The organism is Sphingobium yanoikuyae (genome assembly GCF_013001025.1).
GTDB lineage: Bacteria > Pseudomonadota > Alphaproteobacteria > Sphingomonadales > Sphingomonadaceae > Sphingobium > Sphingobium yanoikuyae_A.
The window spans coordinates 1,231,023-1,246,701 of record NZ_CP053021.1 but is presented as its reverse complement, the minus strand read 5'-3'; the positions used below and the strand labels follow the sequence as shown (position 1 = coordinate 1,246,701).

At 59.7% G+C, this 15,679-nt stretch carries 15 protein-coding genes and 1 tRNA gene; 10 read left to right on the top strand and 6 right to left on the bottom strand.

The genetic code is table 11. The annotated features are described in order from the left end of the window. The first annotated feature begins 24 nt into the window (after positions 1–24). The 6 genes from HH800_RS06530 to HH800_RS06505 all read left to right on the top strand — a co-directional run bounded on the left by HH800_RS06530 (position 25) and on the right by HH800_RS06505 (position 3,828). On the top strand, positions 25–807 hold the full coding sequence (locus tag HH800_RS06530) for a sterol desaturase family protein (RefSeq protein WP_169860560.1): 783 nt from the start codon (positions 25–27) through the stop codon (positions 805–807). Positions 808–810: 3 nt separating this feature from the next. Next, a complete protein-coding gene (locus tag HH800_RS06525) occupies positions 811–1,275 on the top strand; it encodes a VOC family protein (RefSeq protein ID WP_169860559.1) in 465 nt (154 codons plus the stop codon). A gap of 79 nt (positions 1,276–1,354) precedes the next feature. Continuing rightward, a complete protein-coding gene (locus HH800_RS06520) occupies positions 1,355–2,218 on the top strand; it encodes an SDR family NAD(P)-dependent oxidoreductase (protein WP_010338974.1) in 864 nt (287 codons plus the stop codon). 93 nt (positions 2,219–2,311) lie between these two features. Further along, the gene (locus HH800_RS06515; protein ID WP_037519851.1) at positions 2,312–2,827 is read left to right on the top strand and encodes a nitroreductase/quinone reductase family protein; all 516 of its coding nucleotides are present in this window, start codon (positions 2,312–2,314) and stop codon (positions 2,825–2,827) included. Positions 2,828–2,843: 16 nt separating this feature from the next. Beyond that, positions 2,844–3,257 (top strand): EthD domain-containing protein, encoded by a 414-nt coding sequence (locus HH800_RS06510; protein WP_161730922.1) that lies wholly within the window; start codon positions 2,844–2,846, stop codon positions 3,255–3,257. Between the two features lie 16 nt (positions 3,258–3,273). Further along, positions 3,274–3,828 (top strand): nuclear transport factor 2 family protein, encoded by a 555-nt coding sequence (locus tag HH800_RS06505; RefSeq protein ID WP_169860558.1) that lies wholly within the window; start codon positions 3,274–3,276, stop codon positions 3,826–3,828. Between the two features lie 175 nt (positions 3,829–4,003). Here the strand turns inward: HH800_RS06505 and HH800_RS06500 are convergent, their stop codons facing one another. Continuing rightward, complete coding sequence (locus tag HH800_RS06500; protein ID WP_169860557.1) at positions 4,004–4,879, bottom strand: LysR family transcriptional regulator; 876 nt, start codon at positions 4,877–4,879, stop codon at positions 4,004–4,006. A gap of 115 nt (positions 4,880–4,994) precedes the next feature. Between HH800_RS06500 and ilvD the strand changes: the two genes are divergently transcribed. Then, positions 4,995–6,848, top strand: coding sequence for a dihydroxy-acid dehydratase (gene ilvD / locus HH800_RS06495; protein ID WP_010338969.1), 1,854 nt, complete (start codon positions 4,995–4,997; stop codon positions 6,846–6,848). A 43-nt stretch (positions 6,849–6,891) separates the two neighbouring features. On the opposite strand, the gene HH800_RS06490 is transcribed toward ilvD, so the two are convergent. Next, positions 6,892–9,039 (bottom strand): alpha/beta hydrolase family protein, encoded by a 2,148-nt coding sequence (locus HH800_RS06490; RefSeq protein ID WP_235682033.1) that lies wholly within the window; start codon positions 9,037–9,039, stop codon positions 6,892–6,894. Positions 9,040–9,224: 185 nt separating this feature from the next. On the opposite strand from HH800_RS06490, the gene HH800_RS06485 reads away from it, so the two are divergent. Then, positions 9,225–9,575, top strand: a complete 351-nt coding sequence (locus tag HH800_RS06485) for a cupin domain-containing protein (protein WP_199909659.1) — start codon at positions 9,225–9,227, stop codon at positions 9,573–9,575. Positions 9,576–9,720: 145 nt separating this feature from the next. Next, a tRNA-Asn gene (locus HH800_RS06480) sits at positions 9,721–9,795 on the top strand. Here HH800_RS06480 and HH800_RS06475 read toward each other — a convergent pair. From HH800_RS06475 to HH800_RS29575, 3 genes are all read right to left on the bottom strand, one after another. Then, positions 9,781–10,701: a recombinase family protein gene (locus tag HH800_RS06475; protein WP_419248225.1), complete on the bottom strand. Its 921-nt coding sequence runs from the start codon at positions 10,699–10,701 to the stop codon at positions 9,781–9,783. The genes HH800_RS06480 and HH800_RS06475 overlap by 15 nt on opposite strands. A gap of 9 nt (positions 10,702–10,710) precedes the next feature. Then, the gene (locus tag HH800_RS06465; RefSeq protein WP_169860555.1) at positions 10,711–11,319 is read right to left on the bottom strand and encodes a recombinase family protein; all 609 of its coding nucleotides are present in this window, start codon (positions 11,317–11,319) and stop codon (positions 10,711–10,713) included. Between the two features lie 991 nt (positions 11,320–12,310). Continuing rightward, the gene (locus HH800_RS29575) at positions 12,311–12,541 is read right to left on the bottom strand and encodes a helix-turn-helix domain-containing protein (RefSeq protein ID WP_419248224.1); all 231 of its coding nucleotides are present in this window, start codon (positions 12,539–12,541) and stop codon (positions 12,311–12,313) included. A 229-nt stretch (positions 12,542–12,770) separates the two neighbouring features. On the opposite strand from HH800_RS29575, the gene HH800_RS06455 reads away from it, so the two are divergent. Then, entirely contained in the window at positions 12,771–13,385 is a 615-nt protein-coding gene (locus HH800_RS06455; protein ID WP_169860554.1) for a hypothetical protein, read from the top strand. Between the two features lie 1,276 nt (positions 13,386–14,661). Here the strand turns inward: HH800_RS06455 and rtcA are convergent. Continuing rightward, positions 14,662–15,675, bottom strand: a complete 1,014-nt coding sequence (rtcA, locus tag HH800_RS06450) for an RNA 3'-terminal phosphate cyclase (protein WP_169860553.1) — start codon at positions 15,673–15,675, stop codon at positions 14,662–14,664. Positions 15,676–15,679 lie beyond the last annotated feature (4 nt).

Here is a 15,679-nt window from a genome sequence, read left to right as displayed (position 1 = left end):
CTGTCTGCAACGGGAAGGACCGGCGTGCTGGAATATCTGGGAAAGGGCGAGCATCTTCTCTCGCTATGGCTTGGCCTGTTTGTCGCGACCGGGATCGGCGCCGGCATCGTCAGCGGCTATTTCAAGGCACGCAAGATCCAGCCGCGCGGCTTCAAATGGAAGATTTTCCGGAACGAGGCCGGCTTTGCCGTCATCAACCTCGCCATCACCGGCCTGCTGCTCGGCACGATCAAGACCAAGCTGGTCGAAATCGGCGCGATCAGCTTCAATCCGGCGCCTGGCGCCTGGTGGATGATCGCGCTTGAATATGCGCTCTATTTCTTCCTGTTCGACACCTATTTCTACTGGCTGCACCGCTGGATGCACAAGGAACCGGTCTATAGCTGGGTCCACAAGCTGCATCACAAGTCGACATCCCCCAACCTGCTCACCACCCTGTCGGTCAGCCCGCTGGAATCGCTGATCAATGGCGGCTTCGTGCCGCTGTTCCTGACCGTCTTCACCGTCCATGACGCGACCGTCGCGCTGATCGTGCCGACCAACATCATCATGGGCCTCTATGTCCATTCCGGCTATGAGATGCTGCCGCGCTGGTGGAACCGCAGCTGGGCGACCAAATGGTTCATCTCCGCCACCTTCCACGATCAGCATCATCGCTATTTCACCGGCAATTTCGGTGGCTACACGACGATCTGGGACCGGCTGTGCGGCACCATGCGTCCCAAGTTCGAGGCCGATTTCGACAAGATCAAGCAGCGCCGGAAGACGGATGACGCCCCGGTTAGCACCGCCAGCGAAAGTGCCTGATCCATGCGCGACATCGCCCTCCTGCTCGCCCTGCTGCCCGTTGGCGCGGCCCCGCTTCATGCCCAGACGCCGCCGCCGGTCGGCGCGACCCTGATGGCGCCCGGCCTGCCCGTGGCCGATCTCGACAAGGCGCTGCGTTTCTATCAGGTCGCGCTCGGCCTCGTCCCCGCCACCACGCTGCAACATGGGCCAGTGACCGAAGTCATGCTCTGCGCCGATGGCAAGGGCGGCCGGCTGACCCTGATCCTGCTGCACGACAAGGCGCAGAAGGCGCCGCCGACCGACAGCGGCATCGCCAAGATCGTGCTGCGCGTGCCCGACCTGTCGGGTGTTGCATCGCGCATGCAGGCGGCGGGCTATCCGGTCGGCGCGATCCGTGCCTCGGGCAAGGGGCCGGCCATATTGATGATCCATGATCCCGACGGACATGAACTGGAACTGGTCGGCAATCCGCCCGGCTCGGCCTAACGCCGAAGCGATATCTCCCGCATCTGCATGGCCAGACGCAGACTGGTTGGGTTAGCCCAGCGCCCCAAGGAGAGAATGGATGAGCCAGACACCCAAGGTCGCGGTCGTCACCGGCGCCAGTCGCGGCGCGGGCCAGGGCATAGCGACTGCGCTCGGCCAGCATGGCTGCATCGTCTATGTCACCGGCCGGTCGGAAAAGGCCGGTGACGCCCCCCTGCCCGGCACCATCTACGAAACCGCCGCCGCCGTGACGGCCGCCGGTGGTCAGGGCATCGCCGTGCGTGTCGACCATGGCGATGACGAGCAGACCCGCGCGCTGTTCGACCGGGTTCGCGCCGAACAGGGGCATATCGACATATTGGTCAATAATGTCGCCGCCATTCATGACGAACTCACTTTGCCCGGCCGCTTCTGGGAAAAGCCGCTGAAGCTGGCCGACATCATCACCGTCGGCATCCGCAGCTCCTATGTCGCCAGCTATCATGCCGCACCGATGATGGTCGATCGGGGCCAGGGGCTGATCGTCTTCACATCCGGGTCGGGCGCCTCCCATTATGTCTATGGCCCAGGCTATGGCGCGCACAAGGTCAGCCAGGACAAGATGGCGGCCGACATGGCCGTCGACCTGCGCGATACCGGCGTCACCGCCCTGTCGATCTGGATGGGCGCGCTGCGCACCGGACGCCTGCTGCAATTGATCGCGTCGGACCCGGCCAAATATGCCTATCTGGAAAAGATGGTCGAAACGCCCGAGTTCACCGGCCATGTCATCTGGGCGCTGTCGCAGGATCCGGCATTGGCGGACCATGCCGGCCAGACGCTGATCGGCGCGGAACTCGCCGAACATTATGGGCTGCGCGACGTGGGCGATCGCCAGCCGCCCTCCTATCGGCAAAGCTATGGCGTCGCGCCGCTGCCGCAATATGACCGGATCATCCGCTGACCCGATCGGCCAAGCATCGCCATGGCGACGCCCTTTTCAGGTCCGTCCGGCGCCGCGCTGGTTTACACCGAAGTTGACAGAGAGGAGGCCCTCATGAGCGACGACAGTTCCGCCGCCATCCGCGACACGCGCAAGGACTGGATCAGCGAGCATCGCGACATGTATCTGCGATCGGGCGGGGCGCAGGGCCATATCATGGACATCACCGCCGTCGGCGGCCATGGTTTCACCACTCACTGCATGATCCGCTATACCGGCCGCAAGAGCGGCAAGACCTTCATCACCACCCTCATCTATGGCGATATCGGCGGCGAAGTGGTGATCGTCGCGTCCAAGGGCGGCGCCGACCATCATCCCGCCTGGTATCTCAACATCCGCGACAGCGAGACGGTCGACTTCCAGGTCGCGACCCAGGCCTTCCGCGCGACCTGGCGCGAGCCGGAGGGCGAGGAACGCGACCGGGTCTGGGCCTTCATGTGTCAGGTCTTCCCCGCCTATGCCGGCTATCAGCAGTCGACCGACCGCCTGATCCCGCTGGTGATGATGAAGGCGATCGAACCGATCGACGGCTTCAAGGCGTCGGACGCCACCGGCGAACGGCAATATTGAGCGCGGGAGGAGAGCCATGATCAAGCAGATCGTCTTCCTCAGGAAGCGCGACGACCTCTCCATGGACCAGTTCATGGACTATTATGAGAACCAGCATTCGCGCCTGTCGCAGAAGATGGGCGCCAAGCCCGCCCTGCCCAATGCCCAGCGCTATGTCCGCCGCTATGTCACGCCCCAGCCCAACCCGCTGACCGGTGAGATCATTCATCCCGGCTATGACTGCATCATGGAAATCTGGTGGAACAGCCTGGCCGATTATCAGGCCGCGATGAAGGGCCTGTCAGACCCTGCGATGCTCGACATCCGCAAGGCCGACGAACTGCAACTCTTCGCCAGCAACAGCAACCCCGTCTGCCTGGTCGAGGAACATGACAGCCCGATGGGGCCAAATGGCGAGATGATGCAGGTGCAACTGGTGCCGCAGGACTGAAAGGGAAAAGCTGGAGATGGACCTCGAACAGGAAGTCGCCGCGTTGCGCGCCACCGTGCGCGACCTGCAGGACCGGCAGGCGATCCGCGATTGCATCCTGCGCGAATGCCGCGGACGCGACCGGCAGGATGTCGACATCATCAACAGCTGCTGGTGGGAGGATGGCGTGGACGAGCATGGCCCCATCATCACCCGCGCGCCCGACTATGCGGCGCGGGCCAATATGGGCCATGGCAAATTCTTCCTGTCGACGAGCCACAACATCACCAACCATCTATGCGAGATCGACGGCGACACCGCCTATTGCGAAAGCTACACGGTCGGCGGCCTGTTCTGGCAGGATGGCAAGACCACGACGATCGCCATTGGCCGCTATATCGACCAGTTGGAGCGGCGCGGCGGCGAATGGCGGCTGCTCACCCGTCGCTGCACGATCGAGATGACCGCCGACACCGATGCGAGCTGGGTCTATTCCGCCAATGTGAAGGGCTTCCTCAAGCCCCACTGGAGCAGGGAAGACGCCTCCTACCAGCGCCCCGTCATCGCCTCGACCCAGGGCGAACGCTGGTAGCCCGGCGTGGCGAATTTCAGCACTAAAGCGCCCCCGCAGAAAAATTCTGCTTGCTTCACATAAGGTTCATGGACCGGACCTATAGATGTGGCTGTCACTTCTTTCCCCCCTTGGAGTGACACCTCCCTGAACCTCGGCCCCGTCGCATCCCTTGTGCGACGGGGTCTCTTTCTGTTCAGGCCATGGCGCGGGCGACGCCCAGCAGTCCCGCCAGCGTTGCGCCGTCATCGTCCCGCCGCCAGGCAAGGCCAGTCTCCAGGATCGGCGCGTCCTGCAGGTCGAGATAGCGCACCCCGGTTCGCGCCAGGTTGCGCAGCGACGCCGGCACCAGCGCAATACCCATGCCCGCCGACACCAGGCTGATGATCGTCTGCATCTGGATCGCCTCCTGCCGGATCAGCAGGGGCTGCCCCCGGCCGGCCAGATAGCCACTCACCAGATCATGGAAGGCCGGCGCCACCCGGCGCGGGAACAGGATCAGCGGTCGATCCAGCCAGGGATCACCCTGCGCCTGGTCGTCCGCCACCCAGCCCTCCGGCACCGCCGCCACCAGCGGCTCGCGCAACAAGGGCATATAGGCGAGCGCGTCGGGTAGCGCGCCATCGGGCGCGATCAATATGCCCGCATCATTCACCCCGTCGATCAGATCAGCAATCTGCACGTCGCTGGTCGCCTCGGTCAGCGCGATCTCCACCTCCGGGAAGCGGGCGGCATAATCGCGCACCAACGCGGGCAACAGGCTATAGTCGGCGGTGCTCACGAAGCTGAGGCCGATCTGCCCCGCGCTGCCGTCGCGCAGGCGGCGGGCGATGTCCGGCAGCGCGCCCACCGCCTCCACCGCCGGACGGACATGCTCCAGCCATTGCCGGCCAAAGGCGGTCAGCGCGACATTGCGCTTCGACCGGGTAAAGAGCGGCGCCCCCAGCTCCCGCTCCAGCGCCAGGATCGACTGGCTGAGCGGCGGCTGGGTCATGCCCAGGCGCTGCGCCGCCTGGCCGAAATGCAGTGTATCGGCAACAGCCAGAAAATGACGCAGCGGGCGAAGGTCCATGGCAATAAAGTCTCCTTGCGACCTTATATCGCTTCAATAATATATTTCACAACCTTTGTGCAAAGGCGTAGGGGGCAGCCATTGCAGGGAAACAAGATTACAGGAACGGCGTAAAATGCCTCATTATCGTTCACGCACCAGCACCCACGGCCGTAACATGGCGGGCGCGCGCGGCCTCTGGCGCGCCACCGGCATGAAGGACGAGGATTTCGGCAAGCCGATCATCGCCATTGCCAATTCATTCACCCAGTTCGTGCCCGGCCATGTCCATTTGAAGGATCTGGGCCAGCTGGTCGCGCGCGAGATCGAGGCGGCCGGCGGCGTCGCCAAGGAATTCAACACCATCGCGGTCGATGACGGCATCGCCATGGGCCATGACGGCATGCTCTATTCGCTGCCCAGCCGCGATCTGATCGCCGACAGCGTCGAATATATGGTCAATGCCCATTGCGCCGACGCGCTGCTGTGCATTTCCAACTGCGACAAGATCACGCCGGGCATGCTGATGGCCGCGATGCGCCTCAACATTCCGGTGATCTTCGTCTCCGGCGGGCCGATGGAGGCCGGCAAGGCCGACATTCGCGGCAAGACCGTGGCGCTCGACCTGGTCGATGCGATGGTCGTCGCCGCCGACGAAAATTACACCGACGAGGAAGTCGCCGCGATCGAGAAGGCGGCCTGCCCCACCTGCGGCAGCTGCTCGGGCATGTTCACCGCCAATTCGATGAACTGCCTGACCGAAGCGCTGGGACTGTCGCTGCCGGGCAATGGCTCGATCCTGGCCACCCATGCCGATCGCGAGAAGCTGTTCCGCGAGGCCGGCCACACCATCGTCGATCTCGCGCGCCGCTGGTATGAGCAGGACGACGCATCCGCCCTGCCCCGCAACATCGCCTGCCATGCAGCCTTCGAAAATGCGATGAGCCTGGACATCGCGATGGGCGGATCGACCAACACGGTGCTGCACCTGCTTGCCGCCGCGCATGAAGGCGGCGTCGATTTCTCGATGGCCGATATCGACCGGCTGTCGCGCCGCGTGCCGTGCCTGTGCAAGGTCGCGCCGGCCAAGCAGGACGTGCATATGGAGGATGTCCATCGCGCCGGCGGAATCATGGCGATCCTGGGCCAGCTCGAACGCGCCGGCCTGCTCGACACCAGCCTGCCGACCGTCCACGCCACCACCATGGGCGAGGCGATCAACCGCTGGGACATCAGCCGCACCAACAGCGAGGCGGTGCAGGAATTCTTCAAGGCCGCGCCCGGCGGCGTGCGCACCACCCAGGCCTTCAGCCAGAATAACCGCTGGAAGGAACTGGACATGGATCGCCAGACCGGCGTGATCCGCAGCGCCGAACATCCCTTCTCCAAGGATGGCGGCCTGGCCGTGCTGTTCGGCAATCTGGCGCCCGAGGGCTGCATCGTGAAGACCGCCGGCGTCGACGACAGCATCCTGACCTTCCATGGCACGGCCCGCGTCTATGAAAGCCAGGACGCGGCGGTCGCGGGCATCCTGGGCAATGAAGTCAAGGCGAACGACGTCGTCGTCATCCGCTATGAAGGGCCCAAGGGTGGCCCCGGCATGCAGGAAATGCTCTATCCGACCAGCTATCTGAAGTCGAAGGGGCTGGGCAAGGCCTGCGCGCTCATCACCGACGGGCGCTTCTCCGGCGGCACGTCGGGTCTGTCGATCGGCCATGTCTCGCCCGAGGCGGCCGAGGGCGGCCTGATCGCGCTGGTCGCGACCGGCGACCCGATCCTGATCGACATCCCCAATCGCGGCATCCAGCTGCTGGTCGACGATGCAGAACTGGCCAAGCGCCATGAGGAGATGGTCGCGCGCGGCAAGAAGGCGTGGAAGCCGTTCGGCCGCAAGCGCAACGTCTCGCCGGCGCTGCGTGCCTATGCGGCGCTCACCACCAACGCCGCGCGCGGCGCGGTGCGCGACGTCAGCCAGGTCGAAAAGGACTGATGGAAAAAGGCCCGGTCGTTGATCGACCGGGCCTTTTTTTTGCCTATTGCGCCTTGGCCGCTTCGGGCGCCGCGATCGGGCCGCCCTTCACTTCCGGCCCACCCTTCAGATAATGGGCCAGCCAGCCCTGCACCTCGCGGTAGAATTGGCGGCTATCCTCCGGCTTGGTGATCCAGTGCCAGGCATCGGGGAAGATCAGCAGGCGGCTGGGCACCTGCATCCGCTGCAAGGTCGACCAGGTTTCCAGCGTGTTCGCCAGCGGCACGCGGAAATCGCGCTCGCCAGCGGTCAGCAGCATCGGCGTCTTCCAGTCCTTGCCATAGGTGATCGGGCTCTGGTCGCGCCACACCGGGCTGTCGCCCCAGGGCGGACCACCGCTCGCCACTTCGCGTCCATAGTTGAAATCGCTGGTGCCCCACTGGGTCAGCAGGTCGACTTCGCCGGCATGGCTGACGATGCACTTGTAGCGGGTCGTGGTCGCCTCCATCCAGTTGGCGAGATGGCCGCCATAGCTGGCGCCGCCGATACAGGCATTGGCCGTGTCGATGAAGGCATAGCGCTTGCCGGCCTCATCCACCGCCTGGTTGATCTCGTTCGCCGGGCCACGCAGCGGGTCCAGCTTGATCGCCCGCGAGAAGGCCTCGCCATAGCCGGTCGAGCCAGTATAGTCGGTCATCAGCACGACATAGCCGGCGCTGGCGAGCAGGTGATAATTCCAGCGCAGGCCGATCTGGTCCATGTTGGACGATGCCGGGCCGCCATGCATCAGCACCATCAACGGATATTTCTTCGCCGGGTCGAACGCCGGGGGGGTGACGATCATGTTGTGGATGCGCCGGCCCTTGTCAGTGGTGAACCAGAAATGGTCCGGGCTGGCCCAGTCGATCGACGCGGCGAGCGCGGTGTTGACGTTCGTCAGATTCTTGTGCCGCTTGGCCGCCGGGTCGATCCGCACGATTTCCGCCGGGTTCACCGAACTGCCATAGCTGGCGATGATCTGCGTCGACTTGGCATCCGACGGAATGTCGATCCCGGCATAGCCGCCGACCTTGGGCGCGATCACCAGTTCAGGCGTGCCGCCGCTCACGGGTACGCGATAGAGATTTTCCATCCCCGCGTCCGGCACAGTCAGATAGAGGCTGCGGCTGTCAGGCGTCACGGCATAGCTGTCCACCGCGCGATCGAAGCCGCCGGTCAGCAGCGTCGCTGCCCCGCCCGCCGGCCAGGCAACCCGGTGCAGCTTGGCCAGATCATAGACCTCCTGCCCCTGCGTGTTGAACTGGAAGATCAGGCTCTTGCCGTCCGGCGTGAACTTCATGTCGCCATATTCGCCCGGCGTCGGCGTCACCAGCACCGGCTCGCCGCCATCAGCCGGCATGCGATAGAGGCCGAAATTGACGCGGGCATGGGCCGCGTTCCAGCGCTCGGTGGTGGCGGTGAAGATGATCTCCTTGCCGTCCGGGCTCCAGACCGGCGCCAGCGTCATGCCGCCGTCGCTCTGGGCGTTGCCGCCAAAGCCATCGGCCTGCGCCAGCTTGGTGGCGGACAATATATCGCGCGCCGGCGCGCCCTCGGCCAGCGGCTGCATCCACAGGCTCGGCCGCTTGTCATCCAGCCAGTCGTTCCAGTAGCGGATCGGGAAATGCTCATAGACGCGCATATTATATTTGCGCGCCTTGCGTTCCTCGGCCGTCTTCTTGTTGGCGGCGGCGTCCATCGCGCCGGGATAGACCGCGCTTTCGAACAGGATCGCCTGACCATCGGGCCGCCAGATCGGCTTGCCCGCGCCGGTCGGGATGCTGGTCACGCGGCGGGCTTCACCTCCGGCCAGGTCCAGCACATAGATTTGCGCGACATCGTCGCCCTCGCGCTTGGCGGAAAAGGCGATACGGCGGCTGTCGGGCGCCCAGGCCGGATCGCCCTCGCCCGCCTTGGTCGCGGTCAGGCGGCGCGGCGCAGCCGATCCGTCGGCCGGCACGATCCACAGGTCGCTGACCGCGCCATCCTTCTCATAGGATGGTTCGCTGAGCGCATAGACCACCCATTTGCCGTCCGGGCTCGCCACCGGCGCGCCGACGCGCTTCATCATCCACAAGGTTTCGTGGGTCAGCACCTGCCTGGGCTGTGCGATTGCCGGCGCGGCGCAAGCGCCCGCCACCATTGCCGCCGACAGCAGCAAACGGGATATCATTGTCACGGTATCAAACCCCTGTTCTGACATTGGGCCGAACGGCCAGGCCGCATGGTCAGCACGGGTAGCGCAGGATTTCAAGCAACAAGCGCGGCGACAACGGAGATGGCACGCCCCGTCCCACAGGCTGACGCCCCGGTAAAAACCCCCATTTCCAATTTTCCGCCAATCGGCATCATGCGCCGATGACATGCCCACCTCCTGCATTGCCGGTCGACGCGCCGACCAACCTGCTCGATATCCCGTCCGGACATGCGGCCGAGGAACTGTTCGAGGATATAGTGTCGATGCCGGGCGTGCGGATCGAACGGATTATATCCCACGGCCACAGCACACCGCCGGAGCGCCCCTATGTCCAGCATTGGGATGAATGGGTGCTGGTGCTGACCGGGACCGCCGAACTGCTGCTGGAAGGGATCGGCACCTATCGCCTGGAACCGGGGGATCATCGACTGATTCGAGCGGGCATCCCGCACCGCGTCACCCATACGGACGCGCCGACCATCTGGCTTGCCATCCACATCGGCGAAACCTGAAAAACCGGCGGAAAAGGACGAAAATGCGCCCGTTCCGCAAGCGCATGCATATGCACAGATTTTTTTCAGGAATGGCAAAAGCAGCGCTTGCCATTTGGGACAAGCCGCTGCATATGCGCGGCCTGCCCGGCGCAAGCGGGGCTGCTCCCCGATAGCTCAGCGGTAGAGCATTCGACTGTTAATCGAATGGCCGTAGGTTCGAATCCTACTCGGGGAGCCAATTTGGACACTCTGCTTCAGAGCCTCCGGACGGGGCGCTGAGAGCGGGTGCTCCAGGGGAAATTTTCTCAAGCATTGCAAAAGGTTCACGGAACTCGACGGTGAGTTCGCCGTTGGGCCATGTACAGTTCGAAAGTAGCAATTTCAGAACGCTGATTTTGTCACTTGGAGACTGCAAAACGAAGGTTTGATGGGCCTTTCGAGCCAAATCCAGCAGTTCGATGCCATCGCCTATCAAGGCATCATCAACCTCACGAAATCCTTCCAGCCGCTCCAAGCTCTGCATACGCTCATCCCGCCATTCAGAGGCTAGTCGGTCGTACATGTCCGCAGGAATCCTGCCCTCGAGGTGGTCAACATACAGCTTATCCATGCGGACCTGTAGGCGATCAGCCTCCGCCTTCAACCGCATAATTTCTTCATTGCGCCCCTTGTCCTCGTCGCGTTGAGCGTCAACGATCGCACGTTCGATCAACGAGAATATCTCGTCATCGACCTGCAGGCGGGCAAGTTGCTGAGCGAAAGCCTCGACTAGCGTTTCTTCCCGGACATATTTTTCCGGGCATTTCTGCCTGAACCCAGAACAATGATAATAGACATAGCGCTTCTTCTGCATTTGGGCGACAACCGCGCACCCGCAATGACCACAAGTTATGAGGCCTGTGAACGCGAAACGCAGCTGGTCGCCATGAGTGTTTTTTACACTCCGGCGATCCAGCAGCTCTTGAACGTTATTCCATGTCAGGGAACTGACGAGAGGCTGGTGGACGCCTCGGAAGCTTTCGCCTCGCCATTCGATCCGGCCGATGTAAATCGGATTTCGTAACATGTGATGAATTGAGCTGCGCCCAACAATCTGCTTGGTCAGCTTACTTCTTAAGCCAGCATCGCGGATTTTCTCGGTAATTTCAGCAAGCTAATATTCTCCTGTCTCCATCCATTCAAAAAGTTTGATGACAAGTGGTGCAGCTTCAGGATCAGGAATGATAATCCTTTTCCCTGCGGAACCGAGAACGTTGATATATCCCGTCGGCGCGTGCGTCGGCCAAATACCTTGGCTTGCCTTTTCCAAAAGACCCTTTTTTGTTTCTTCAGATAGATTGTCTACGTAATTCTTGACCATCAAAATTTTGATTCCATGAATAAACTTCTCCGAATATTTTGATTCTTTTGATATAATAACACCCCCTTTAACTAGATGTATTTCTATATCCAGATTATCAATTTCCAGATAATCTGTCATATTACGATAAAGTCGATCAACCTTCTCGACCAGCAATATCCTAACACTACGATGATCCTTGAAATATTTTAGCATTGCTGCAAATTCTGTTCGGCCAGTAGATTTTGCCGTTTCCACGTCAATATGCCGACTAACGATGTGATATCCGTTGCGAACGGCGTAATCACGAAGCAGGTTCTCCTGAGCATCTAGCGAAAACCCTTCTCGCTCCTGCTCTGGCGATGACACACGCGTATATAGCAACGCCTTTCGCGTGCCGGTCGCCTGCTCTAGCTTCACCACCTTACGCGAACGCCTGCTTTTCCGTGGCCGTGCCATAAATCACCTCGACAACAACCGGCAGCCGCCTCTTCTTTGTCACCGCGAGAAGCGAACCAACCGACTCAAAACACCCTCAGCTTCGATGACGACGTCAGCGCCTGGACAACTTCGCAGGAGCGTGCAGCCCCCGCTCCTCAGGCAACGACTTCGCTTCCGAAGGCACCTCGCCCCAGCGGACGAGCATCCAAATATAATCAGCTAGATGTCCCAGAAAATTTCGCGCCTCATCATGTGAGACCGCGCGCCCTAAGCGCCCTTCGAAGCAGGTGGCCGCCTCTTGCACCAGCATTGGGGAAAACGCCGCTCGACGAACCGCCCTTCGCTCATCTCGATGGCGAATGTGACCCCTGGTCCGACGCCTGACGTATTTTGCTCCACGAACCGATCGCGATCTGAAGCCTTCTCCATCATTCGACACATCTCGTCTCCCTCATGCGAATTGCATTGCGGGATCCTCATTTATAACCAAGTATAGATCTAGTAAAATAACAGAATAACGTCCAATTCAATAGGACATGATTTGAATATAATTTAATTAAATTGGACGTTGTGGATATATATAGCATGATATACATGCTGAACCATGATCGACAACAACACTTAATGCTGTCATCGATTAAATTATGATCGAAATCCAGAATCCATGTCCAAACGCACAGATGCGAAGTGTTAGAACGCACTTCCATAGGCCTGATAATTTACAGCCATAAATTGGACGTCCGCATCAAAATAATGGGAAGCCCATCACACGGGTTTTCACACACGACCATTCCGTCAGCACTAAAACAAATGGTTCTTAAAAGCCGTGTAATTATAAGTATTAAATCTTATTCTTTGAGAGACAAGGTGAATGCTTGGGTTAAGGGCCACCCAGACCTGCACGCCGATCCTCCCGAGTCGCGAATCGATTCGCGACGGGATGAACCGCGTTTCACGAGACAGATTGACCGCTCTATTGGCCCGATGGAGGCGGGAACGTGACCTCTACATCAGCAAGCAATTCGGCCGGATGCACCTCTAGCGCTATCGCAATAACGCAAAGGGTCCGAAGTGCTAAGTTCTGCGTGCCGCGCTCAATCCGTCCAAAGTATGAACGATCCAGCCGTGCCTTTTGGGCGAAGGCTTCCTGAGAATAGCCTTGCTGCTCCCGAAAACGCCGGATCGTCCGGCCAACTGTCTGCACTACATCCTCAGTCACAGGCGATACTTGCGCGCCCACGGAAAATTCGTCCACGGTTCATAAGAACACGGCTTTTAAGAACCTTTAGATTTTTGATATGCAGAGACAGGAACACTCAGACTCACTGCCAGATATCGCCAGCTGATCATCGACGCGCTTTGCGTGTGCGTCGAATGTTGGCGCTCCTCGGCACTAGGAGACCCAGATGCATCGGAAGTTTGCGGCCCCATTCATGTCGACCGAATACCCTTATCTCGACACGCTCGATTCCACGCACAAACCGGATTTTGTGGATTCATCAGGCCCTGATGACAAAATCGGACTGATCCTTTTCGGTCGAAGACACCACTCTTTGGTCAGCCAAATTTGTTGGGGAACGCTTGATGCCTCTGGAAGCCTGCGCACTGGAATAGTCCGCATCCAATGGCGCGGCCAAGAACCAGCAGAACTAAGCGATAAAGAGAAGCTGAGGATTTATGCCAATGCAGCTCGCGCGCTCAACCGTCGGCTGAAAGATGTGATTGTGGAGAAGATCGAATTCAGCCCAACCCGCAGTCGCGAAACAAGCTTTTACGAAGAGGCTCAGATCAAGCCCAGTTGGAAGCGCATTCATGGTGATGCTTACGCTGTCCTCCGCGAACTTCGGCTCGACGTGGCAAAGGGGGTAGGTTTTGCGCCCTATTTGCGCCCCTGGCAGGCTGACAACGCCGAAGAACGGATTGCCTCACAACTTGCGGCCTATCGCGCCTTGCGCTTATTCCATCGGCGAATGACGAACACCATCGATGAGCACCCCACGAGTCCAAAATATCAGCATAAACGATATGAGGATGTCATACCGGGATGATGGTCGTTAAGGTCGAAATATGGCCAAATGGGCAAAGTGATGCGGCCTTCGAAATCGCTCGCATGGAGATAACGAACGTCAGTGCGCTTGCTGACGTCAGTAATTATTCCGTACGCGTAATGCAGGCGCCCGCGACGCCACTCGGCGTTCCCAGCTTCGATATCAATACGACCGTAGCATCGCATCCTCGTCGGAACGGACCATGGGCCCTGGTCGCGAAAGTACTCGACCAATTGCCTCATGTTGGCCGCCGCCGGGGCGGGAAGCAATCCGATGGATAGGACAGCAAAGCCGTCCCGCCACAAATGTACAGAATTTGACGCTGAACTCGACGAATGGACGCCGGTCGTTTCGACATGTACGTTCGAACCTGCCCTAACTGAGATCCGTATGGTAGGCAAAATATACGGGGACCGGCTGGGGCGATACCCAAACGGTCGATCTATCTGCACTTCCGCTGTTCGAACCGCACGGAGCCGCCTCGTAGAAGGGGCGATCGTGCAGACATGTAACACCCGCTATCGCCTGCTGAACCGAAGCAAACGAGACATCATTCTGTTGGACGAACTCAAATAAAAAGATGCCTCATTCCCGCCAGTAGAAACAAAACTCATAACAGACTGATTTTTCAATTTATTTTCTTTAACCGCATCAGCAATTTTGCGGATTCCAGCACCATCGTCCACGATTTACCATTGCCCCAATTCAAATGGAGGCAATCGATGAAAGCTATTGGATACGCCCGGGCAAATTCCCCAGACACTCTAAAAGATTGCAAAAAATCACTGGCTGATTTCGGCTGTGACGAGATTTTTACTGAGTGTACCAGTGGTTTATCGACGATCATCCAAAACTAGACATCGCATTAAATATGCTTGAATCTCGTGATATTTTTGTTTCCCCAAGAGCAGAACGAATTACTCGCAGCATAGAAACTTTTATCAACATCCAGTACCATATCGAACATTGCGTAGCAAAATTGCAGTTTATTGAAGACAATTCATTGCCATCGCCGATCTGTTCAAAGCATTCTTCTTATATAAGATTAAATATGAAACCAAATTCAGATAAATAATTATCGATTTTTACATATATAAAGCCAAAATGAAATGACGAATCCCTGAACACGTTTTCACACCTCCCTGGCTCTCATGCATCTTGGGGTCGCTACTACGTACGCCGGATTTTCACTTCAGAAAGAGCTCGTTACCCCAGTATCAATATTGCTAGCTTCAGCTTTGTGGCCAGACATGCGGAACATGGCATGGCCACCCGTTCATCGAACGGTCAGCAGATGCGTCCCTCCCGGCTGCTGAGCAAACCCAAGGCGTCGATCCAGAAAACGCCCCATCACCTCGATCGCGGTGAGGCTATGCTGGCTCGGCTTGACCGTTGTGAAGCTGCCGCCGCCTGCAAGCGCGAAGGGTAGCAGCAGCTGATCGGCCAGATAGGGGCCGGCAAAGGCATTGGATTCTAGGAACCCAAGCATACGCCCGACAGCCTTCTTGGACACCCGCTCGGCTGTTACGCCCAGTTGGCCGAAGCCACTGACGATTTCGGTTCCATGCTCGAACTGCGCCTCAAGCAACAGGATGTTGCCCGGCCCCTGATCGTCCGGCAGTTCGCGCACGCAGGCTTCTCGCTCCGACCAACCGAGATCGCGGCGCACGACATTGATCTCGCGCTCCGCAATCTCGAACGGCAGGCCGGCAAACAGCGCCTGACCGCTGACGCCCATCAGAGCTCCGCGCTCCAGACAGTCGATGGGCCGCAACGGCGCCGGATTGATATCAACCTCGATCCGACCGCCACCGCGCGGGTAGAAGCCGTGCCGGACAAGCCGGGCCTCCACCTTCGGACCCATACGATTGATGATCGGCAGGAAGCATTTCGCAATGAAGTCGAACGGCGGCGCGAGCATGTTGTGCGTCCCACCTTCCAGCACCAGCCGTGACGGTTCATCGACGAGCAGCAGCGGCATCAGCACCGTCTGCAGGACAAGCCCCGTCGAACCTGCGGTGCCGACGGCGAAGCGATACTCGCCCGGCACAACGCGGCCCGGCACGAAGCTGAGCGCGGACGAGCCAACATGAAGCCCCTGGCATTCGGCATTGCCGATGGTGCACGAAGCCTCAACCGCGGTCACATGCTGACGCATGAGCCCCGGCTTGGAGCGTTTGCCGCGGACATTCTCGATACGGACGGCCTTGCCGGTGACGAGAGAAAGCGCGCACGCATTGCGCACCACCTGCCCGCCACCTTCACCTTCCGATCCGTCAATGATGATCATAATT

Bases quoted from the DNA above. Each gene is read 5' to 3' on its own strand.
- HH800_RS06525 (WP_169860559.1), top strand. From the start codon at position 811: ATGCGCGACATCGCCCTCCTGCTCGCCCTGCTGCCCGTTGGCGCGGCC.
- HH800_RS06505 (WP_169860558.1), top strand. From the start codon at position 3,274: ATGGACCTCGAACAGGAAGTCGCCGCGTTGCGCGCCACCGTGCGCGAC.
- ilvD (WP_010338969.1), top strand. From the start codon at position 4,995: ATGCCTCATTATCGTTCACGCACCAGCACCCACGGCCGTAACATGGCG.
- HH800_RS06490 (WP_235682033.1), bottom strand. From the start codon at position 9,039: ATGATATCCCGTTTGCTGCTGTCGGCGGCAATGGTGGCGGGCGCTTGC.
- HH800_RS06510 (WP_161730922.1), top strand. From the start codon at position 2,844: ATGATCAAGCAGATCGTCTTCCTCAGGAAGCGCGACGACCTCTCCATG.
- rtcA (WP_169860553.1), bottom strand. From the start codon at position 15,675: ATGATCATCATTGACGGATCGGAAGGTGAAGGTGGCGGGCAGGTGGTG.
- HH800_RS06500 (WP_169860557.1), bottom strand. From the start codon at position 4,879: ATGGACCTTCGCCCGCTGCGTCATTTTCTGGCTGTTGCCGATACACTG.
- HH800_RS06455 (WP_169860554.1), top strand. From the start codon at position 12,771: ATGTCGACCGAATACCCTTATCTCGACACGCTCGATTCCACGCACAAA.
- HH800_RS06515 (WP_037519851.1), top strand. From the start codon at position 2,312: ATGAGCGACGACAGTTCCGCCGCCATCCGCGACACGCGCAAGGACTGG.
- HH800_RS06485 (WP_199909659.1), top strand. From the start codon at position 9,225: ATGACATGCCCACCTCCTGCATTGCCGGTCGACGCGCCGACCAACCTG.
- HH800_RS06520 (WP_010338974.1), top strand. From the start codon at position 1,355: ATGAGCCAGACACCCAAGGTCGCGGTCGTCACCGGCGCCAGTCGCGGC.